This window comes from Mycobacterium sp. ML4 (genome assembly GCF_054515735.1).
In genome coordinates this window covers 108,003-128,526 of sequence record NZ_JBTNSY010000008.1, presented here as the reverse complement: position 1 = coordinate 128,526, position 20,524 = coordinate 108,003, and the positions used below count along the sequence as shown (strand labels likewise).

Genomic DNA, 20,524 nt, shown 5'->3' with positions numbered 1-20,524 from the left:
GGGCTTGGAAATGACTTCGCGTTAACCGGATGGGCCGGGCACGCCGGATGCCCCGGTCTGGCCGATCGCACCGGTATGGCCGGTCATGCCGGCTTTGCCGGGGGGAGCGCCTGGGCCACCGATACCGCCCGTGCCGCCGAGGCCGCCGGTGCCTCCCGAGCCGCCGTTGCCCGCGGCGCCCCCCGTGCCGGGGGCGCCAGCCTGGGTAAACAGCCCGCCCGCGCCGGGCGCGCCACCGGCGCCGCCATTGCCCCCGCCGCCGCCCCCGCCGCCGCCCCCGCCGTCGCCGCCGTCGCCGCCGTCGCCCCCGGTCGCACCGAAGCTGCCGAAGCCACCGGGGCCGCCTTGGCCGCCGGCGGCTCCGCCGGCGCCGAGACCGCCGGCCCCGCCGGCGCCCCCGAGACCACCGGTTCCACCGGTGCCCCACAGCAGCCCGCCTCGACCGCCGGCGCCCCCGGCGCCGCCGTCGGAACCCGTGCCGCCTGCAGCTCCGGTGCCGCCGGTACCGCCGGCACCGCCACCGCCGGCATGCGCACCGACTGTGGCCGAGCCACCGAGACCGCCCATGCCGCCGGTGGCGCCGAGACCGCCGGTACCGCCGGCACCGCCGCCGCCACCGCCGCCGCCACCGCTTTGGTTAAGAGTTACGCTGCCGGCCCCGCCTGCCCCGCCGTTGCCGCCGGGTGCGCCGCCGCCGCCGGTGCCGCCCACGCCGCCGCCGCCGCCGCCGTTACCGCCCTGGAATGTGCCTCCGCCGCCGAGGCCGCCGCCGACACCACCGCCGTTACCGCCGCCGCTGGGACCGAACTTGCCGCCGATGGCACCGCCGGCACCGCCGTCGACACCGCCGCCTGGCTGGCCGGGATTGGTCCATCCGCCGGCACCGCCACTGCCACCGAGGCCCCCGCCGCCTCCGCCCCCACCAGGCTGCACTCCGCTGCCCTGTGAGGCGCCGCCGTCGCCGCCATCGCCGCCGGGGGCGCCGGGGCCGCCATTGCCACCGGCCCCCCCGCCCGCGCCGCCACCGAAGCTGCCGCCGGTGCCGCCGATACCACCGCTGCCGCCGGCGCCGCCGGCCTGTCCGGTGAGGGTTCCGCCCGTGCCGGGCCCGCCGCCGGTGGTGGTCCCATTGGGAAATGTATTGCCGTTGGCGCCGTTGGTGGCGGGGGTGGTCGGGGTGGCCGGGCCGGGGTTGACGCCTTGCGTCCCCGTTGCGCCGGCCCCGCCTACTCCACCGGCCCCGCCAGTGCCGAACAGTCCGGCGTTGCCGCCCGCGCCGCCGGCGCCGCCGTTGGTGGTCGGTGTCGCGGCGATCCCGCCAGCCCCCCCGGCCCCGCCGCTGCCGGATAACCAACCCCCGGCCCCCCCGGCCCCGCCGGCTGCCCCCGCGCCGCCCGCGCCGCCGGCGCCGCCGTGTCCGATCATCCCGGCCGCTCCGCCGGCCCCGCCGGCCACCCCGGCGGTGGTGCTGCTGCCGCCGGTTCCGCCGTTGCCGTACAGCAATCCTCCGAGCCCGCCGGGCTGGCCCGGCGCGCCGTTAGCGCCGTCACCGATCAACGGGCGTCCCAGCAGTGTCTGCGTAGGCGCGTTGATCAGGTTGAGCAGAGCCTGCTGCGCGTTGGCAGCCTCGGCGGTCGCGTACGAGCCCCCCGCGGTGGCCAGGGCGTTCACGAACTGGTCGTGAACCGCTGCCACGTGCACTCCCAGCGTCTGATAGCTCCGGGCGTAGGAGCGGAATAGTTCCGCAACGGCGTTGGACACCTCGTCGGCGCCAGCGGCCAGCAACATGGTCGTTGGGGTGAATGCGGCCGCACCAGCCTCTGTGATCGCCGAGCCAATCCCGGCCAAATCGGAAGCCGCCGTCACCAGCGTCGCCGGTGTCACGAGCACAAAAGACATCACATGCCTCCCGGCACGGAGTGCGCCCCACCAGCCCGCCGTGGACTCGACGAGCATGAGCGTATAGCCCACCCGGGCACCTAGACAGCTGTTTGACGAACCTGCGCCCGGCCACCATTGGGGGCAACTCCCGCTCGGGGGGCGAAAAGGGTGCCCTAGCAACGCATTAATGACGTCGCCGACCGAATTGAGCATAAGCCCGAAAGGTGAGTGGCGCATCGCCTAGTTTTTTGGAAGTCTCTGGGTTTTCGGTGGTATCGGGGCCGCCGCCTCCGAAAGGGCTCGGTGCACGGCGACTTCGAAGCGGCCGAATGCCTATTGGACCGCAACGCGCTGATCACGGGGTAATCCGAGCGTTGTACTCGAGCTTTATCAAGCAGGCCTTCGGTAAGGGTGAGCGGTAGGGTGTCCCGGCTCACGCGTTCTTGCATCGGGCGGGTCAGCGCAAGCTCATCGCAGCCAGGAGGACCAGCTGATCGACATCGCGCTGGAGATCAAGCGCGAGCAGGGGGGCGCGCACCAGTTAGGCCCTGGTTACGATCGTGGGGTCAGTGTTCTCAGAAGGATGGCGCGATGGCGGATCGGCTCACTCTTCAACCGGGTGATGTGTTTGCCGGCTACACCATCCAACAGCTGATCGGCGAGGGCGGAATGGGAACGGTGTATCGCGCCCGGGACCCCGATCTGCCGCGCAGTGTCGCCTTGAAGCTGCTGCACCGCGACCTGACCGCCAACGACTACATTCGGTCGCGTTTCGAGCTGGAGGCGGCGCACGCTGCCCGCCTGGAGCACCCCAACATCGTTACCGTGTATCGCCGTGGCCGCGGGAACGAGCAACTCTGGATCGCAATGCAGTTCATCGACTCCACCGACGCGTCCGAAGTCGTACGCGACGGTCCGCTACAACCCGCCTACGCCGTGCACATCGTCACCGAGACCGCCAAAGCGCTCGACCATGCTCACGCCGCCGGCGTTTTGCACCGCGACGTCAAACCGGCCAACATCTTGCTGGAACGATCTGGTCCGGGCCGGCCGGGACGGGTGCTGCTCGCCGATTTCGGTATCGCCAAGGCGCTCGCCGAAACCGCGCAGATGACTCAGACCGGGATGATGGTCGCGAGCTTGCAATATGCCTCGCCCGAACAGTTTGACAACATTGAGCTCGATGCACGCGCCGACGTCTACTCGTTGGGCTGCACGCTTTTTCACTTGCTCACCGGACAGCTTCCCTACCCGGGCACCACCATGCCGCAACTGTGGGCCGGACACGTCAAAGCGCCGATCCCCAAGCCCAGCGAGGTGCGACCCGGGCTGCCGACCGCCTTGGACGCCGTCATGGCGCGGGCGATGGCCAAGGAACGCGGCGACCGCTATCCCAGCTGTGGGGAGTTCGCCGGTGCAGCGCGTGCCGCGCTGCACTCCCGGTCGAGCCCGCCACCCACGATTGTCGACGCCGATCGGGAGGACCGACGACCGCCGCCTGTCGTGGACGCCGAGGCCACGACAACGGTCCACGACATATCTCGGTTCGCGAAGCCGCGACGATCCGTGTCCCAGCCCCCGCAGGCACGCGACAGAGCCGATGGGGTGTTTCGGCTTATGGCGCAGGTCGGCGTGATCCTGCTTGGGGCGCTCGTCTGTGCCGCCCTGTTCACCTGGAAACATTCGGTAGTTCGCAGCTGGCGCGACAGCTTCGGTAACTGGCACTACCCAACTTATCCAGAATATGGGCCGCCGCCGTGGATCTTGGGCGGCACGGGGTATGAGGTAGTGATCACCGCAACGGCAGTGGTTGGGGCCGTATTGCTTGTCGTTGCGTTGGTGCTGATGGGCACGCGGCGGCAGCTGGCCGGTCGTTTCGCCCGCGCGGGCGCAGCCATTTTGGTTTTCGCCTCGATAAGTCTTGTGTTGGCCACCTATAGCGGGGTTTTGACGTCGACCAAGAACAAAGAGATGCAGTACATCGCGCTGTTGGGTGCGGTGCTGCTGCTGGGCGGATGTTGGCGTGGACTGTCGCCGTCGAAGCGCAATCTGTGGTGGTTGGTTGTGTCAGGTCTGGCCATCATCGGGTTTGTGGCTCTCGTGCACGTCATACCTACACATACGGCGCGCCTCCCGGTTTTGGGCGAAGGTGGCGGCGGGTTGATCGCGGGGATCGCATTGACTGCTGCGGGAGCGGCGCTTGCGGTTCGACGCGCCGTCTCGCGCAGTCGCGAAACCGCTGAGGGCTCTGGCCAAAATCCATAAGTTGCCGCACGCCGGTCGCGAGTAATCTTGTCCATATGACCAGCATCCCTAGGGCTTCCGGCCTGCTCGCCGGTGGTCTGCTCAGTGTCGTCGCGTCTGTACTGATCGCACTGCCCGCGGCCAACGCCGACCCGGGGCAGCAGTGCAACACCACCTTCGGTCAGACCGCGTCCGAACAGGTTCAGGGCTACCTGAACAAGCACCCGGACGTGAAGGCTGAAATCACGGCACGGTCGCAGGCGTCGGGGTCGGGGACGAATCTGGTCGACTACCTGAACCGGCACCCCGATGTGCGTCAGGCGCTGATCACACTGGCCAACCAGTGCACCTCCTAAGGTGATCGGGCGTCGTCCGTGAGCGTCGGGTGCGACGCGCGCAAATGTTCGCGGTTGACTCAAAATAGGAACACGTTCTAGCGTCGAGGACGTGTTTTCTGATCCGCTCACCGAAGCGATCGCCGAAGCCGAGAAGCTGGTGGCCGCCGCGCCGCATATCGAGACCGAAGCCGACCTGCTCGAAGGCCTGCAGTATCTGGCCGGGTGTGTGGCCGGCTGTATGCATCTGGCCTTTGACTACGAGCGCGACCATCCCTTCCTGCAGTCCGGCACCGGCCCGTTCACCAAGATGGGGTTGGACAACCCGGACACCCTCTACTTCGGTACCCGGGTACATGCCGACCGTGATTACGTGGTCCGCGGTGTCCGTGGGACCACCACCGACCTGAGTTTCCAGCTGCTCGGTGGTGAGTACACCGACGACAACGTGCCCGCCAGCCAGGTCGCGTTCGACGACCGCGAACTCGACATCGCGCCCGACGGCAGTTTCGAATGGCGGTTGCGGCCTACCAGCGCCGGGCAGCTCGTCATGCGCGAGGTCTACGGCGACTGGTCGGCCACGCGTGGCACGTTGACCATCGAGCGGCTGGACACCGCGGGCACGGCGCCGCCGCCGCTGACCCGCGAACTGATCGAAAAGCGATACGCCACAGCGGGTAAGCAGCTGGTGAACCGAGTGAAGACGTGGCTGCAGTTCCCGCAGTGGTTCTACCTCGAGATCCCCGTCAACACCATGGTGCCGCCGCGGCTGACTCCGGGTGGGCTGGCCACTCAGTATTCGTCGGTCGGCCATTTCGAGTTACGGCCGGACCAGGCACTGGTCATCACGGTGCCGGTGAGTGACGCCCCGTACCTCGGCTTCCAGCTGGGCAGCATGTGGTACATCTCGCTGGACTACATCAACCATCAGACATCGCTGAACAACACCCAAGCGCAACCGGATCCGGACGGCATGGTCCGGATCGTGGTCAGCGATCAGAACCCCGGTGTGACCAATTGGGTTGAGACACTGGGCCATCGGCGCGGATTCCTGCAGTTCCGGTGGCAGCGGGTGTCCCGGGATCTGACCGGGGCCGACGGCCCGACGGTCGAGTTGGTCGACGCTGACGCGGTGCCGGCGTCGCTGCCGTATTTCGAGCACAACAAGATCTCCGAGGACGACTGGCGGGCCCGGATCGCACTGCGCCAGTTGCAGATTGCGGCAAGGATGCTGGGATGACCGACCTGCTCGACGGTAAGGTGGTGGTGATCAGCGGTGTCGGCCCGGGTCTGGGTACCACGTTGGCGCGCCGATGTGCACTCGAAGGAGCCGACCTGGTGTTGGCGGCGCGCAGCGCCGACCGGTTGGACGACGTCGCCAAGCAGGTCGTCGACCTGGGCCGCAAAGCGGTGGCGGTCCCCACCGACATCACCGACGACGACCAGGTGAACAACCTGGTCAAGGCTTCCCTGGACGCCTACGGCAGGGTGAATGTGCTGGTCAACAACGCGTTCCGGGTGCCGTCGATGAAGCCGTTGGCCGGCACCACGCTTCAACACATCCGCGACGCAATCGAACTCAGTGCGCTGGGGGCGTTGCGGCTGATCCAGGGCTTCACACCGGCCTTGGCCGCGTCGAAGGGCTCCGTCGTCAACGTCAACTCCATGGTGATCCGGCACTCCCAGGCCAAGTACGGCGCCTACAAGATGGCCAAGTCGGCGCTGTTGTCGATGTCGCAGTCACTGGCCACCGAGCTCGGGGAGCAGGGAATCCGGGTGAATTCCGTTGCACCCGGCTATATCTGGGGTGACACGCTGCAGGGTTATTTCAATCACCAGGCCGGCAAGTACGGCACCACGGCCGAACAGATCTATCAGGTCACGGCGGCGAACTCCGACCTGAAGCGCTTGCCCACCGAGGACGAGGTGGCCTCGGCCATTCTCTTCATGGCCAGCGACCTGTCCAGCGGTATCACCGGACAGACCTTGGACGTCAATTGCGGCGAGTACCACAACTGATGGAGCGAACCGGCCGCAAAGATGTGGGCACCGTCGACGACCTGCACGCGTCGGCGACAAAACTGACCGGGCTGGACGATTTCGGTACCGACGACGACAACTACCGCGAAGCGCTCAGCGTGCTGCTCGATTCCTACCAGCGCGAAGCGGGTCTGACGGCGTTGGGTAGCAAGATGAATCGGTTCTTCCTGCGCGGTGCGCTGGTGGCCAGGTTGCTGTCCGAGTCGGCGTGGAAGCAGTACCCACAGTATGTGGACGTGGCCATCGAGCAGCCGATTTTCGTGACGGGGTTGCCGCGCACCGGGACTACCGCGCTGCACCGGCTGCTGGGCGCCGATCCTGCACATCAGGGCCTGCACCTGTGGCTGGCCGAGTTCCCGCAGCCGCGGCCACCGCGCGACACCTGGGACTCAAACCCGTGGTACAGCCAGCTGAATGCGCAATTCAACAAGCACCACCGGGAGAACCCGGAGTACACCGGTCTGCACTTCATGGCGGCTTACGAACTGGAGGAATGCTGGCAGCTGCTGCGCCAGTCGCTGCATTCGGTGTCATACGAGACGCTGGCGCACATCCCCAGCTACGCCCAGTGGCTGTCTCGGCAGGACTGGACCCGGCCGTACCAGCGGCACCGGCGCAACCTGCAACTCATCGGTATGAACGACGCCGACAAGCGTTGGGTGCTCAAGAACCCCAGTCACTTGTTCGCTTTGGACGCGTTGATGGCGACTTATCCCGACGCTTTGGTGGTGCAGACCCACCGGCCCGTCGAGACAATCATGGCATCGATGTGTTCGTTGGCGCAGCACACCGCCGAGGGCTGGTCGACGACGTTCACCGGTGCCCGGATCGGCGCTGACGCGATGGAAACCTGGTCGCGCGGGCTGGAGCGGTTCAATACCGTTCGCGCTTCGCATAATCCGGCCCAGTTCTGCGACGTGGACTACCACGACCTGATCGCCGACCCGTTGGGCACGGTAGCCGCGGTGTACCGGCATTTCGGTCTGACACTCTCCGGGGAGGCGCTCAAGGCGATGGAGGACAGCCACGCCGAGAGTCAGACCGGCCCGCGCGCCCCCAAGCACAAGTACTCGTTGGCCGACTACGGGCTGACCGCCGAAGAGGTCAAGGAGCGGTTCGCGGGGTTGTGATCGAGGCTGCCTGTCGCTGCTAGGCGGGCAGCGCTGCATCGAGTTTCGCTGGTGGCCAGTGTGATTGCTGTGGCGATTGGTTCCCGCTCCGTCACAGCGGTCACACGCGTCACCGGGATCGGCGGCACCGTCTTTGCCCGCCTCGTAGCGACAACTACTCGGCCGCCTGCAGAATCCCTTCGGCCACCGCGTGTTCGATGCTGTCGGAAAGCCGGGGACAGGACCGGGTGCGCGCCGTGTTGCCCCCGCACGCACGTACCTCCGCGAAATGAGCGCAGCGCTGCGATGCCTCGGTATTCCATTGCACCGCAGTGTGACCCGGGCCCAGCCTGCGCACCGACACGGTGACGTGGCAGAACCGGCAGTCCACCGGCCGTAACCCGGCCGTCAGATAATGCTCGCGATCGGCACGACTCGCTTCGGCCACCGCGGCGGCACGCTGCGGATCATTAGTGAAATCCCTTGATTTCGACCAGGATCCAGAGACACCGTCGGTGACGTGCGGTTCATCATGATCATGGTGATCACCGTGCAGCATCAGCATCGACCTGGCGAGCCGATCGACGTCAGGAACTGCCGACTGGTCTTCAGACATGACCGTCAGTGTTGCTCGGCCGGCACGTCGTCGGAAACCGCTTCGGTCTCCCTGGCTTTGAGGTTCTCGGCGACCTCGGCGTTCCAGAATTCGTTGGCGCGAGCGGTGTCGACCTCCATCTCGAAGCGCTCCACCATCTCCGGGGTGATGTCGGCGACGTCAACGTAGAACTGCTGATACCAGCGACGCATCTGGTAGACGGCGCCGTCCTCTTCGACCAGCAATGGGTTATCGATGCGAGTCTTGTGCCTCCAGATCTCGACGTCCTGCATGAAGCCCTTGCTGACACCTTCGGTAAACACCCGGGCCAGCTTGTCGCTCATCTTCTCGTCCAGGCCCTTGGGCTTTTCGACGATGACGCCCCATTGCAGCACGAAGGAGTCCTGCGTTACCGGGTAGTGGCAGTTGATCAGGATCGACTCGGACTTATAGCCGCTGTAGCTGTTGTGCAACCAGTTGATCATGAACGATGGGCCGAAGTAGGAGGCCTCCGAGTCCAATTCGGCTTCACCGTAGGAGGTGCCCAGATCACTTACGTCGGGACGCCCCACGTTGTGCAGGTACTGCGAAGCGATGTGGCCTTCGAAGACGTTCTTGAAATAGGTAGGCAACCCGAAGTGGATGTAGAAGAAATGCGCCATGTCCGTGACGTTGTCAATGATGTCCCGGCAGTTCGATCCCTCGATCAGGATGCGGTTCCAGCGCCAGTCGGTCCAGTCGTCGCTGTGGGCTTCCGGAATTTCGGGGATCCGCACCGCCGGGTCCGGAGGGTTGCCCTCATGGTCGTGCCAGACGAACAGTAGACCGCCGCGTACGTCGGTCGTCCATGCCCGGGTGCGGGCGGTCTTCGGGGTGCGTTTGGCGTACGGCACCAACTTGCAGCGGCCGTCCCCGCCCCAGCGCCAGTCGTGAAAGGGGCACGCGACCTCGTCGCCCTTGATGCTGCCCTCGGACAAGTCGCCACCCATGTGCCGGCAGTAGCCGTCCAGAATTTTGATGTCGCCGCCGGAGTCGGCAAAGACGACCAATTTGGTGCCGAACGCCTGGACCGAGTGCGGCTTACCGTCACGGAAGTCCTCGGCTACGCCGAGGCAGTGCCAGCCTCGGGCATATCTGGTCGGCAACGCGCCGGCATCGATCTCCCGGACACCGACGCCACTTGTGTCGGTAATCACCTGTCACCTCCAGATCGCGGGTACTAACTAGAACACGTTACAGTTTTCGCGTGGGGAAGCGCAACGACGGCGAGCCTGGCCGTATGCGCATTGCGGTATATGTATTTGATGCCGCTGTTTTCGTTCGAAGGTCGTTCACCGAAGGTCGATCCCACCGCGTTCGTGGCGCCGACCGCCACCCTGATCGGTGACGTCACCGTCGAGGCGGGGGCGTCTGTCTGGTACAACGCCGTGCTGCGCGGCGATTACGCGCCCGTGGTGATCCGTGAGGGCGCTAACGTGCAGGACGGGTCGGTATTGCACGCGCCGCCGGGCATCCCCGTCGACATCGGCCCCGGGGCCACCGTGGCGCATCTGTGCGTCATCCACGGGGCGCACATCGGTTCTGAGGCATTGATCGCCAACCACGCGACGGTGCTGGACGGCGCGGTCATCGGCGCGCGCTGCATGGTCGCGGCCGGTGCTCTGGTCGTGGGGGGTACGCAGGTTCCGGCCGGAATGCTGGTGACCGGAACGCCCGCCAAAGTCAAGGGGCCGATCGAGGGCACCGGGGCCGAGATATGGGTCAACGTCAACCCGCAGGCCTATCGGGACCTGGCGCAGCGGCATATCGCCGGGGTCGAAGCGATCTAGTTGCCGGCCCAGATGGCGTACTAGCCTGCCGACAGCTCCAGGATTCGATTGCGGAAGTCGGCGACATAAACGTCGCCGCGACTGTCGATGGCCACACCGTAGGGGAAGGTCAGGTCCGTGAAAGGCAGTGTGGCCGGGGTGTCTGAGCCGGTTGCGAGCTTGAGCACTCGATTGTTATTCAGGTCGGTGACGTAGACATCGCCCCGCGGACCCACCGCTACACCATGGGGAAAGTTCAAGCCGGTCAGTGGGAGGTCGACCGGTGTATCCGTCCCGGCGGCAAGCTTTACAACCCGATTGTTTTCGCTGTCAGCGACGTAAACTGCGCCGGCCTCGTCTACCGCTGCGCCCAGCGGGCCATGGAGGCCGGTGAATGGCAGTTCGGTGGCGGTGTTCGAGCCGGCGGCCAACTCAAGTACCCGGCTATTGCCGGAGTCGACGATGTATACGCCGCCGCTGCGGTCCACGGCCACGCCGTGGGGGGTGCTGAGGCCGGATAAAGGCAGCTCAACCGGCGCGTTCGAGCCTGTGGGCAATTTGAGTACCCGATTGTTGGATGCGTCGACGACGTAGATGCTCCCGCTGCCGTCGACCGCGACGCCCGCCGGACGGTTGAGCCCGGTAAACGGCAACACGATCTGTCTCGCTGCGCCCGGCACCAGTTTGACCACCTGGTTGCGGCTGGAGTCGGCTACGTAAACACTGCCCGCATTGTCCACCGCGACTCCATCGGGGTCCCCGAGGTCGAACGGCAGAACCACGAGTTTGGGCTTGATCGCCGTGGTCGGAGATCCGGCCTGACTTTGCGCGACCTGGCGGGACGTCGCCCGCCCGAAGATCAGATACCCGGCGATTACCGCCACGGCGACGACGACCGCGGCGCCAGCCGCGATAGCGAGGGTGATACGCCGCTTGCTCGGCGCGGTGCGCCCGGACTGCCCTGACACCACAAGCCAGCTCCCTCACCCAGCACGCTGATCGCGACCCCGGACACTACCGTGCGGGTGTCGCGCGACACTGCGAGGCTACATCTTCTTGGTGCTGGCGGCTGCTCTGTCCATTTCCCAGTACGCGCGCAGTGCCACCATCTGTCCGTCATCGTTGGCCTTGTACGTGAAAACGCCTTCGGCCGTGGTCTGGTAATCGCCGGTGGTTATCAGGATGTGCCCGACGTTGGCTTCCTCATTGCCGCATTGGTAGGTGTCACGGAAGACGAACTCGATCTTGGTGGTCGGCGCGATTGCCTTGTCCCAGAACGCCGATATGGCCTCAAGGCCGCGGTGCCCCCGGCCTTCGGGGTCGAACGCCGACGGGCCGATGGGATCTTCGACGATGGCGTCATCGGCGAAGACGGCCAGCCAGGCGTCTTTGTCGCGGGCGACGACCGCCTCGCGGGATCGCCGGCCGGCCTCGTGCGCCGGATTGGTCACTGGTGCTGCCAGCCCGAATGAATGTAAGTGTCGGCGAAGCGCTTCATCGAGTCCTGCTTCTTGTCCAAGGGCGCGTCGAAGGCCAGCCCATCGAACACCCACGGAATCGTGATGTAGTCGGTCACCCCGATGTCGGCCAGCTCGCGATGACCGTCCACGCCAAACCTATCTATACAAACGGCCTGGTACTCGAAAGGAAGGTCCGCACGACCGTTTTCGGCGAGTAGCGCCTTGAGCTTGCCGATGGTCTCGTCCAACTGCGCATGGGTCATCATCGCGCTGGTCCAGCCGTCGCCGACCCGGGCGGCACGCTTGAGGGCGACGTCGGTGTGGCCGCCGACATAGAACGGCACCGGCTCGCTGGGCGCGGGACTCATCTGCAAGCGATCGAAATCGTAGAACTCGCCGTGGAATTCGACCATGCCGCCGGCCAGAACCAGCTTGATCACTTCGATCATCTCGTCCACACGCTTGCCGCGACGGGCGTAAGGCACCCCGCACCACTCGAATTCCTCGGGCGCCCAGCCGATTCCCACGCCGAAGCCGAAGCGGTTGTTGGTCAGGTTGGCCACCGAGCCGACCTGTCGGGCCAGCAGCAGCGGGTTGCGCGAACCCAGCTTCATCACGTTGGTGTAGAACCGCAGCTTCGAGGTGACCGCACCCATCGAGCCGGCCAAGATCAGCGGATCCACCCACGGGGAGTTCTCGTCGAACATCCGCTTGCCGTCGGCGGTGTAGGGATAGTCAACGGACTGCTTCTCAAAGTAGAAGATCGAATCCGGTAGCGCGATGGAGTCGAACCCGACTTCTTCTGCGGTCCTGGCGAGTTCGGTCAGCTGATCGATCGGGCTGAACGCAATGCTGAGCGTGTACTTCATTTGGCGCCGTGCCCGGGTTTGTCGCTGCCGACTACCCACATGGAGTAGTACTGAGATCCGCCGCCATAGGCGTGTCCCAATGCCTTTCGGGCATTCGGCACCTGGTGGTCGCCGCCCTTGCCCATCACCTGAATGGCGGCTTCCGCGAAGCGGATCAACCCGGAGGCGCCGATCGGATTTGAGCAGAGCACTCCTCCGGACGGGTTGACCGGGAGCCTTCCCTCGATCGCGGTCTCGCCAGCTTCAGTGAGCTTCCAGCCTTCACCCTCGGCAGCGAAGCCAAGGTTTTCCAGCCACATTGGCTCGAACCAGGAGAAGGGCACGTAAATTTCGGCAGCGTCGATTTCATCGATTGGACTAGTTATGCCGGCGGCCTTCCACAACGCTGTCGCGGCATCTCGTCCTGCTTGCGGGCTGACCTGATCGCGTCCGGAGAACGCCAGCGGTTCGGTTCGCAGCGCGGTGGCATGTATCCATGCAACCGGTTGACCGTGCGCCAGAAGCGCTTCGGCGCTCTCTTCGTCGCCGATGATGATTGCGGCGGCACCATCCGAAGATGGACAGGTTTCGTCAAAGCGAATCGGGTCCCAGAGCATCTGGGAGTTCATAACCTTCTCTACGCTGATATCGGACTGCTGCAGATGGGCCAGCGGGTTTCGGCTGCCGTTGAGTCTGTCTTTGACTGCCACCATTGCGCCGATATGCGTCGGAGCTCCTGATCGGCGGATGTAAGCCCGCACGTGCGGAGCGAAGTAACCACCGGCACCCGCGCCGACCGGCTTGGTAAAGGGCACGGGGATTGACAACGCCCACATGGCATTCGACTCTGATTGCTTTTCCCAGGCCAGGGCCAGTACGCGGCGGTACTTGCCGGACTGCACAAGGCTTGCCGCGACCACGCCGGTGGATCCGCCGACCGAGCCCGCGGTATGGACCCTGATAAGAGGCTTGTCCGTAGCGCCCATCGCATCGACCATGAAAAGTTCCGGCATCATGACACCCTCGAAGAAGTCGGGCGCTTTACCGACGACGACGGCGTCGATGTCATCGAAGGTTGAGCCGGAATCTTCCAATGCTCGATCAATGGCTTCCCGCACCAGCCCGTTCATCGAAACATCTTGACGCTTGGCAACATACTTCGTCTGCCCGGTCCCGAGTACCGCGGCTAGATGCGCGCCGGCGCCTGCCATCAGTTCTTTCCTTCCATGACGGCGACCAAGTTCTGTTGCAGCGCCGGGCCGCTAGTAGCGTGTGCCAGTACTCGCTGCGCGGATCGGTTCCAAATGTGCTGTGCTGCGAATCCGATTCGCTCAAGACCGGCGACAAACATCGGGTTGGCGGCCAGTGCACCGCCGGACGGATTCACCAGGGTTTTATCGGTCAACCCAATCGCTTCGGTCAGGATCAACTGCTGGTGAGTGAACGGGGCATGCAGCTCAGCTACTTCGATGCCGTCTGCGTTGCCGCCGGTGGCTGCCTTTGCTGAGACCGCGGTGGACTTGGACACCGTGAGGTCACGCAAGCCCAGCGCGGGTGACTCGATCCGGTGCTCGATTCCCGTTATCCACGCCGGGGTTTCGCGCAGCTCGCGGGCCCGGTGATCGGCGGCGAGCACGATGGCAGCGGCACCGTCGGTGATCGGCGCGATGTCGTGGCGGCGTAACGGGTTGTTGAAGAACGGGCGGGCCAGCAGTTCGTCGATGCTCTTCGCCGGCTTCTCGGAATCGTTGCGGCCGGATCGAGCGAACGAATCGAGCGCGACCTGGGCCATCTGCTCGGCTGTCCATTTACCGGAGTCGAGCCCGATCCGCGCCTGCAGCCCGGCCATTGACACCGAATCCGGCCACAGCGGCGCAACGGTGTAAGGGTCCGTCTGCCGCGACAATATCTGACGCAAGATACCCGCCGAAGACTTACCGAACCCGTATACGAGTGCGGTATCTACTTCGCCCGTGAGGATTTTGATGTACGCCTCGTAAAGGGCCCAGGCTCCGTCCATCTCGACGTGCGACTCATTGATCGGTGGCACCGCTCCTATCGAGTCCACGGCGTTGAGGAACGAAAAGGCCCGCCCGGCAAGGAAATCGGAGGAGCCTGAGCACCAGAATCCGATGTCGGACTTGTTGATGCCCAGGTCCTGATACAACTGTGCGAAACACGGCATCAGCATTTCGACGCCGTTGGTGGTGCCGTCAGTACGGCGAACATGCGGCGCGTGGGCGAAGCCGACCACCGCGACATTGCGATCACTCATGCGTAGCTGCGCCCCTCACAGGTGGTGCTTGTAGGTGTCGTAGTCGGCGTCCGGTTCGCCGGTAGGCCGGAAGTACTCGATGTTGTCGATCCCGAATCCCCACTCCTCACGGGGTTTCCACACCGCCTCCACGCGCATGCCCATCCGAACTTCGTGCGCGTCGACATCGGCGACCAAGTGCAGGAATGGAATATCGGCGCCGTCGAGCAGCACGTAGGCCGCCACGTAGGGCGGCTTGATGCGCTGGCCCTGGAACGGGATGTTGATGATCGCGAACGTCGTCACCGTGCCCTTGTCCGAGAGTTCGACGAACTCGGTGGTCGGCAGGCCGGTGGCCGGGTCGGCGCCATGCGGCGGGAAATACACCTTCCCTGCCTCACCTGTCCTGGCGCCCAACAATTTTCCCTCGGCGATCGCCCGTAGGTAGGTGCTCTCCTCGTGGGACGCGGTGTGCTGAATGGTGAGTGAGACCGGCGTGACGATCATGGTGACCGGGTCCAGGCCGGCTTGGGGCTCCGGGACGTCCTCGACTTCGTCGCCGAGTGCGAAGTAGGCGATGTCGGTGATGGCGCCCACGGTTTCGTCAGCCCAGTGCACGTGCACCCGGGTGCCGGTCTCGATGGCGTCCGGGGACCCCGCATCGACGGCGTGAATCAGCGGGGTGTCGGCGCCGTCGAGCTTAATGAGCGCCCACGCAAACGGCCGGTCCAGCGGTTCGCCACCGATCGGTGCGGGCTGCCAGGTCCAGGACACGACGGTGCCGACGCTGGCCACCGGTGTCATCTCGCCCAGCGGTTCGTAGGTAACGGGGTCGTATTCCGGCGGCGGCACATGTACCCGGCCATCGGAACCGCGCACTCCCAGAACACGGCGCTCACGCAGCGCGGTGAAAAACTTCCCAAGCGTGGGACCCACCGAACGGGTGTAGTCGAAGGAGAAGAATAATGGAGCGGAAAGGGGCGGCTCAGGGTGATCGATCAGGGCCGGGCCGCTTGAGCTGGCTGTCACGCCTTCGAGTAGAACAGGTTCTAAGAATGGTTTCAACTGGGCGCGATGAGGTGGCGATCGGGAGGCGGCGATGAAGCTCGGACTGCAGCTGGGGTATTGGGGCGCACAGCCCCCGGAGAACCATGCGGAACTGGTCGCCGCCGCCGAAGAGGCCGGGTTCGATGCCGTGTTCACCGCCGAGGCGTGGGGTTCGGACGCCTACACGCCGCTGGCCTGGTGGGGGCGCGAGACGCAGCGGCTGCGGCTGGGCACCTCGGTGGTGCAGTTGTCGGCGCGTACGCCGACGGCGTGCGCGATGGCCGCGCTGACGTTGGACCACTTATCGGGCGGGCGGCACATCCTCGGCCTGGGTGTGTCCGGACCGCAGGTGGTCGAGGGCTGGTACGGTGCGCGTTTCCCCAAGCCGCTGGCGCGCACCCGTGAGTACATCGACATCGTGCGTCAGGTGTGGGCTCGCGAGAAACCGGTGACCAGCGGGGGACCGCACTATCCGCTTCCGCTGACGGGTCCCGGGACAACGGGATTGGGCAAGCCGTTGAAACCCATCACACATCCGCTGCGCGCCGACATCCCGATCATGCTGGGCGCCGAGGGGCCGAAGAACGTGGCGCTGGCCGCCGAGATCTGCGACGGTTGGCTGCCGATCTTCTATTCGCCTCGCATGGCAGACACCTACAACGAATGGCTCGACGAGGGGTTCGCCCGGCCGGGCGCCCGGCGCAGCCGAGAAGATTTCGAGGTGTGCGCGACCGCGCAGGTGGTGGTCACCGAGGACCGTTCCGGGACTTTCGAGGCGGTCAAGCCCTACCTGGCGCTCTACATGGGCGGCATGGGCGCCGAGGACACCAACTTCCACGCCGACGTCTACCGCCGGATGGGCTACTCCGAGGTGGTCGACGAGGTCACCAGGCTGTTCCGGTCAGACCGCAAGGACGAGGCGGCCAAAGTCATCCCGGACGAGCTCGTCGACGACGCGATGATCGTCGGTGACCTGGACTACGTGCGTAAGCAGATCGTGGCCTGGGAGGCGGCCGGCGTCACCATGATGGTGGTGGGCGCCCGCAGCGTTGAGCAGGTACGCGACCTCGCCGCGCTGACCTGAGGCCGGCGCTTGCGGCCTGGCTAGAACACGTTCTAGATTGGCCGGATGGCAGCATCGCAGCATACGATCGCCGGCACGGTACTGACGATGCCGGTGCGGGTCCGCAGGGCGACATACCGTGTGGCCATGTTCTCGGTGAACGCGCGCGCCGCCCAACGCATGATCGACTACAGCGGACTGCAGGTGGCCCGCGTCCTGCCCGGCCGCGCTGCGGTGTCCCTGATCCTTGCCCACTTCATCGACGGCGACCTCGGGTCATATCACGAGCTGAGCACCGTCGTGCAGGTCAGGCAACCCGGCTCGAACGAATCCGGTCTCAGCGCGCTGCAGTCCGCCTTCGTTCATCACATGCTCGTCGACCAAGCCTTCACTCTCGAAGCGGGACGGACGATTTGGGGATTCCCGAAAGTGATGGCCGATTTCAAGATTTGCGAGGCGAGCCGGTTCGGGTGCGAGGTGCGGGCCGACGATCAGCTCCTTGTCGACATGGAATTCCGTCGCGGCCTGCCGATTCCGCCGGCGTTGCCTTCCCGCGAGCGGCAATTGCGTTCCTACGCGCATCGCGATGGCCACACGTTGGAGACGGAGTTCACGATGTCGACGGTGGGTTCGCGCTACCGGCCCGGCGGTGTGCGGCTGCGGCTCGGCGATCACCCCTACGCCAAAGAGCTCGCATCGCTCGGCTTGCCCAAGCGAGCGATGCTGTCGACCTTCGCTGCCAATGTGGTGTCGTCATTCGGTGATGCACGGGAGATCTCATGACCTCGACTTATCTACAGACCAGGCCAGACGTCGATCTGACGGACGGCACTTTCTACGCAGACGGCGTCGCGGCACGCGAGGCGTACCGCTGGATGCGGGCCAACCAGCCGGTGTTCCGGGACCGCAACGGATTGGCCGGCGCGACAACGTATCAGGCCATCTTGGAGGCCGAGCGCAATCCGGAGTTGTTTTCCAGCACGGGCGGCATCCGTCCCGATCAGCCCGGTATGCCCTACATGATCGACATGGACGACCCGGCACATCTGGTGCGGCGCAAGCTGGTCAACGCGGGCTTCACGCGCAAGCGGGTCAAGGACAAGGAGGCCTCGATCGGGGAATTGTGCGACTCCCTGATCGACGCGGTGTGTGAGCGGGGGGAGTGCGATTTCGTCCGCGACATCGCCGCGCCGTTGCCGATGGCGGTGATCGGCGACATGCTCGGCGTGCTGCCGTCGGAGCGGGGGATGCTACTGAAGTGGTCGGACGACCTGGTGTGCGGGCTGTCCTCGCACATCGATCCGGCCTCGGTGGAGTTCCAGTCGGTGATGGAAGCGTTCGCCGGGTACACGGCGTTCACCATGGACCTGATCGCCAAGCGCCGCGCCGAGCCTACCGACGACCTGTATTCGATCCTGATCAACGCGGAGGTCGAGGGTCAGCGGATGTCCGACGAAGAGATCGTCATGGAGACGCTTCTGATTCTGATCGGCGGCGATGAGACCACTCGGCACACGCTGAGTGGGGGGACCGAGCAGCTGGTGCGGCACCGCGACCAGTGGTCGGATCTGGTGGACGACCCTTCGTTGCTGCCGGGTGCCATCGAGGAGATGTTGCGCTGGACGTCGCCGGTGAAGAACATGTGCCGGACGCTGACTTCTGACACCGAGTTCCACGGCACCGCGTTGAGCGCCGGGGAGAAGATCATGCTGCTGTTCGAGTCGGCGAACTTCGACGAGTCGGTGTTCGACCAGCCGGAGAAGTTCGATATCCGGCGTAACCCCAACAGTCACTTGGCGTTTGGCTTCGGCACCCACTTCTGCATGGGTAATCAGCTGGCTCGGCTGGAGTTATCGTTGATGACTTCTCGGGTGTTGCAGCGGTTACCGGATCTGCGGCTGGCCGATGAGTCGGCGTTGCCGTTGCGTGCGGCGAACTTCGTCTCCGGTCTCGAGTCGATGCCGGTGGTATTCACGCCGAGCGCGCCGGTGTTGAGGGTAGGCGGCACGCCGAGCGTGATCTGAGGGTTGTCTTCAGGCGATTTCTCCGCCCGCATTACACGCTCGGCGAGCCCAGGCTGATGCAAGCCGGCCAAGAATGCCGCCCGCGGTGTTCTGGCCGGTGACTCTGATGATCAGCCAGTCAAGGTCGGTCGTCATCGTTTCGTAGCGGGCGATGTCTTTGGCGAATTGCCATGGCGTCCGATGATGCTCCCCCTCGTACTCCAGCGCGAGTTTCATTGCCTCCCAACCCATGTCGACCACCCCGACTAGCTCGCCATACCGGCCATAGATCGGGATCTGCGTCCGCGGTGGAGGATAGCCGGCGTCGATGACGAGCAACCGCAGCCAGGTCTCGCGCGGTGATTCAGCGCCGGGGTCGACGAGAGTCAGCGCTTGGCGGGCACGCCTGACGTTGCGGTGGCCTTTGTAGCGATCGGCGATCAACACGGCGTCTGCGGCGTTGAGTCGGGTGGCTCGGGCGAGCGCATCGATGGCCGCGACCGCTTTGCCCAACGGGTAGCGGCCGGCGAGATCGAACGCCGTTCGTGCGGGCGTGGTTGCCGGTATGCCGCCGATGAGCCGGCTCTCGTCCGGCGCTATGCGATCCGACCAGGTGCTTATTCCGGGTGGCGGTCGACGGCATTCGTAGAGCAGCTGCGCGGCTTGCCTACGGTCCACCCATTTCGCGCCGTGCAGCGCCGAGGCGGACTGGCCGGCGATCACTGCGCGCCGTTTCGACCACAGCCATGCCGCGTAAGCCCGCTGAACAGCGGTGAGATCGGTACCGGTCCGGACGTAGACGTCTGGATGGATCGCTTCGTAGCGACTTCGCAGCTGGTGACGGGTCAGAGCACCGGACGTCAGCGCCTCGCTACCGATAAATGGTTGCGTCACGCCGTGGATTTTGTCGTGCGGCACTGACAACTTCACCGAACGTGTTCTGAGGGCGCAAATTCGGCCGAAAATCCGCCTTGAGAACACGTTCGGCGGATCAGGGGTGGGACTCAGCGGTTCTTGAACTCCGGCTTCCGTTTTTCGGCGAAGGCCCGCGGACCTTCCTTGGCGTCGTCGGACAAGAAGACCTGGATGCCGATCTGGGTGTCGATCTTGAAAGCCTCGTTCTCGTGCATCCCCTCGGTCTCCCTGATGGTCCGCAGGATCGCCTGTACCGCGAGTGGGCCGTTGTCTTCGATGATCTCGGCGAGTTCGAGTGCTTTGGCCAGCGCCTGGCCGTCCGGTACGACGTGCCCGATCAAACCCATCTGCAGGGCCTCGCCAGCTGTGATGTGCCGTCCGGTCAGCAGCAGTTCGCAGGCCACCGTGTAGGGGATCTGGCGCACCAGCCGAACTGCCGACCCGCCCATCGGGTACAGGCTCCACTTGGCCTCGGAGATGCCAAACTTGGCGCTCTCGCCGGCCACCCGGATATCGGTGCCCTGCAGGATCTCGGTGCCACCGGCGATCGCCGGGCCTTCCACCGCCGCGATCAAGGGCTTGGTGAGGCGACGACCCTTGAGCAGCGCGTCGATGCGTGACGGGTCGTAGCTGCCGTCCTTGAAGGAGTCACCCGGCGGCTTCTGCGTCGCGGTCTTCAGGTCCATGCCCGCGCAGAAGTAGCCACCGGCGCCGGTAAGGATGCCGCAGCGGATATCGGGATCGTTGTCGACACGGTCCCAGGCCTCAACCATGATCTGCATCATTTCCGTGCTCAGGGCGTTGCGGCGGTGCGGCCGATTCATCGTCACGATGAGCGTGTGGCCGCGCTGCTCGACCAGCGCATCTGCTTCCAAAGGCCCGGGTTCGTTTGCTGGCTGCTCCGCCACGGCTACCGCCTCTT

Annotated in this window: 20 protein-coding genes and 1 pseudogene; 10 read left to right on the top strand and 11 right to left on the bottom strand. The window is 65.3% G+C overall.

The genetic code is table 11. The features are described 5' to 3' along the window. Nucleotides 1–21 precede the first annotated feature (21 nt). A complete protein-coding gene (locus ACX9NE_RS11085; protein WP_459361749.1) occupies nt 22–1,899 on the bottom strand; it encodes a PE family protein in 1,878 nt (625 codons plus the stop codon). Nucleotides 1,900–2,205: 306 nt separating this feature from the next. On the opposite strand from ACX9NE_RS11085, the pseudogene ACX9NE_RS11080 reads away from it, so the two are divergent. The 6 genes and pseudogenes from ACX9NE_RS11080 to ACX9NE_RS11055 all read left to right on the top strand — a co-directional run. After that, nucleotides 2,206–2,404 (top strand): annotated as a pseudogene (locus tag ACX9NE_RS11080) (4-hydroxy-2-oxovalerate aldolase); the annotation flags it as partial. 68 nt (nt 2,405–2,472) lie between these two features. After that, entirely contained in the window at nt 2,473–4,146 is a 1,674-nt protein-coding gene (locus ACX9NE_RS11075) for a serine/threonine-protein kinase (protein ID WP_459361750.1), read from the top strand. Nucleotides 4,147–4,181: 35 nt separating this feature from the next. Continuing rightward, the gene (locus tag ACX9NE_RS11070; RefSeq protein WP_459361751.1) at nt 4,182–4,481 is read left to right on the top strand and encodes a hypothetical protein; all 300 of its coding nucleotides are present in this window, start codon (nt 4,182–4,184) and stop codon (nt 4,479–4,481) included. Nucleotides 4,482–4,572: 91 nt separating this feature from the next. Further along, on the top strand, nt 4,573–5,700 hold the full coding sequence (locus ACX9NE_RS11065) for a hypothetical protein (protein ID WP_459361752.1): 1,128 nt from the start codon (nt 4,573–4,575) through the stop codon (nt 5,698–5,700). Next, nucleotides 5,697–6,479, top strand: a complete 783-nt coding sequence (locus tag ACX9NE_RS11060) for an SDR family oxidoreductase (protein ID WP_459361753.1) — start codon at nt 5,697–5,699, stop codon at nt 6,477–6,479. The genes ACX9NE_RS11065 and ACX9NE_RS11060 overlap by 4 nt, the downstream gene beginning before the upstream one ends. Continuing rightward, the gene (locus ACX9NE_RS11055; RefSeq protein ID WP_459361754.1) at nt 6,479–7,630 is read left to right on the top strand and encodes a sulfotransferase family protein; all 1,152 of its coding nucleotides are present in this window, start codon (nt 6,479–6,481) and stop codon (nt 7,628–7,630) included. Before ACX9NE_RS11060 ends, ACX9NE_RS11055 begins: the two co-directional genes overlap by 1 nt. 154 nt (nt 7,631–7,784) lie before the next feature. On the opposite strand, the gene ACX9NE_RS11050 is transcribed toward ACX9NE_RS11055, so the two are convergent. Beyond that, nucleotides 7,785–8,225: a hypothetical protein gene (locus ACX9NE_RS11050; RefSeq protein WP_459361755.1), complete on the bottom strand. Its 441-nt coding sequence runs from the start codon at nt 8,223–8,225 to the stop codon at nt 7,785–7,787. A gap of 5 nt (nt 8,226–8,230) precedes the next feature. After that, nucleotides 8,231–9,400: a Rieske 2Fe-2S domain-containing protein gene (locus ACX9NE_RS11045; protein ID WP_459361756.1), complete on the bottom strand. Its 1,170-nt coding sequence runs from the start codon at nt 9,398–9,400 to the stop codon at nt 8,231–8,233. Nucleotides 9,401–9,508: 108 nt separating this feature from the next. On the opposite strand from ACX9NE_RS11045, the gene ACX9NE_RS11040 reads away from it, so the two are divergent. After that, nucleotides 9,509–10,033, top strand: coding sequence for a gamma carbonic anhydrase family protein (locus ACX9NE_RS11040; protein WP_459361757.1), 525 nt, complete (start codon nt 9,509–9,511; stop codon nt 10,031–10,033). 20 nt (nt 10,034–10,053) lie between these two features. Here ACX9NE_RS11040 and ACX9NE_RS11035 read toward each other — a convergent pair whose 3' ends face one another. The 6 genes from ACX9NE_RS11035 to ACX9NE_RS11010 all read right to left on the bottom strand — a co-directional run bounded on the left by ACX9NE_RS11035 (nt 10,054) and on the right by ACX9NE_RS11010 (nt 15,603). Continuing rightward, nucleotides 10,054–10,980 carry an NHL repeat-containing protein gene (locus ACX9NE_RS11035; protein ID WP_459361758.1) on the bottom strand — a complete coding sequence of 309 codons (927 nt, stop codon included), beginning with the start codon at nt 10,978–10,980 and terminating at the stop codon, nt 10,054–10,056. A 78-nt stretch (nt 10,981–11,058) separates the two neighbouring features. Next, entirely contained in the window at nt 11,059–11,463 is a 405-nt protein-coding gene (locus ACX9NE_RS11030; protein WP_459361759.1) for a nuclear transport factor 2 family protein, read from the bottom strand. Next, nucleotides 11,460–12,341, bottom strand: a complete 882-nt coding sequence (locus ACX9NE_RS11025) for a TIGR03619 family F420-dependent LLM class oxidoreductase (RefSeq protein ID WP_459361760.1) — start codon at nt 12,339–12,341, stop codon at nt 11,460–11,462. Before ACX9NE_RS11025 ends, ACX9NE_RS11030 begins: the two co-directional genes overlap by 4 nt. Further along, nucleotides 12,338–13,531: a thiolase domain-containing protein gene (locus tag ACX9NE_RS11020; RefSeq protein ID WP_459361761.1), complete on the bottom strand. Its 1,194-nt coding sequence runs from the start codon at nt 13,529–13,531 to the stop codon at nt 12,338–12,340. The genes ACX9NE_RS11025 and ACX9NE_RS11020 overlap by 4 nt, the downstream gene beginning before the upstream one ends. Next, on the bottom strand, nt 13,531–14,595 hold the full coding sequence (locus ACX9NE_RS11015) for a thiolase domain-containing protein (protein WP_459361762.1): 1,065 nt from the start codon (nt 14,593–14,595) through the stop codon (nt 13,531–13,533). The genes ACX9NE_RS11020 and ACX9NE_RS11015 overlap by 1 nt, the downstream gene beginning before the upstream one ends. Before the next feature lie 15 nt (nt 14,596–14,610). After that, complete coding sequence (locus ACX9NE_RS11010; RefSeq protein ID WP_459361763.1) at nt 14,611–15,603, bottom strand: Zn-ribbon domain-containing OB-fold protein; 993 nt, start codon at nt 15,601–15,603, stop codon at nt 14,611–14,613. A gap of 70 nt (nt 15,604–15,673) precedes the next feature. On the opposite strand from ACX9NE_RS11010, the gene ACX9NE_RS11005 reads away from it, so the two are divergent. The 3 genes from ACX9NE_RS11005 to ACX9NE_RS10995 are packed head-to-tail and all read left to right on the top strand — an operon-like array spanning nt 15,674 to nt 18,708. Next, a complete protein-coding gene (locus tag ACX9NE_RS11005; RefSeq protein WP_459361764.1) occupies nt 15,674–16,705 on the top strand; it encodes an LLM class F420-dependent oxidoreductase in 1,032 nt (343 codons plus the stop codon). A gap of 45 nt (nt 16,706–16,750) precedes the next feature. Further along, complete coding sequence (locus ACX9NE_RS11000; RefSeq protein WP_459361765.1) at nt 16,751–17,467, top strand: acetoacetate decarboxylase family protein; 717 nt, start codon at nt 16,751–16,753, stop codon at nt 17,465–17,467. Next, nucleotides 17,464–18,708: a cytochrome P450 gene (locus ACX9NE_RS10995; protein WP_459361766.1), complete on the top strand. Its 1,245-nt coding sequence runs from the start codon at nt 17,464–17,466 to the stop codon at nt 18,706–18,708. Before ACX9NE_RS11000 ends, ACX9NE_RS10995 begins: the two co-directional genes overlap by 4 nt. Nucleotides 18,709–18,717: 9 nt before the next feature. Here the strand turns inward: ACX9NE_RS10995 and ACX9NE_RS10990 are convergent, their stop codons facing one another. Both ACX9NE_RS10990 and ACX9NE_RS10985 read right to left on the bottom strand, forming a co-directional pair. After that, nucleotides 18,718–19,581, bottom strand: coding sequence for a hypothetical protein (locus ACX9NE_RS10990; RefSeq protein ID WP_459361767.1), 864 nt, complete (start codon nt 19,579–19,581; stop codon nt 18,718–18,720). A gap of 110 nt (nt 19,582–19,691) precedes the next feature. Next, entirely contained in the window at nt 19,692–20,510 is an 819-nt protein-coding gene (locus ACX9NE_RS10985; protein WP_459361768.1) for a crotonase/enoyl-CoA hydratase family protein, read from the bottom strand. Nucleotides 20,511–20,524: the final 14 nt, after the last annotated feature.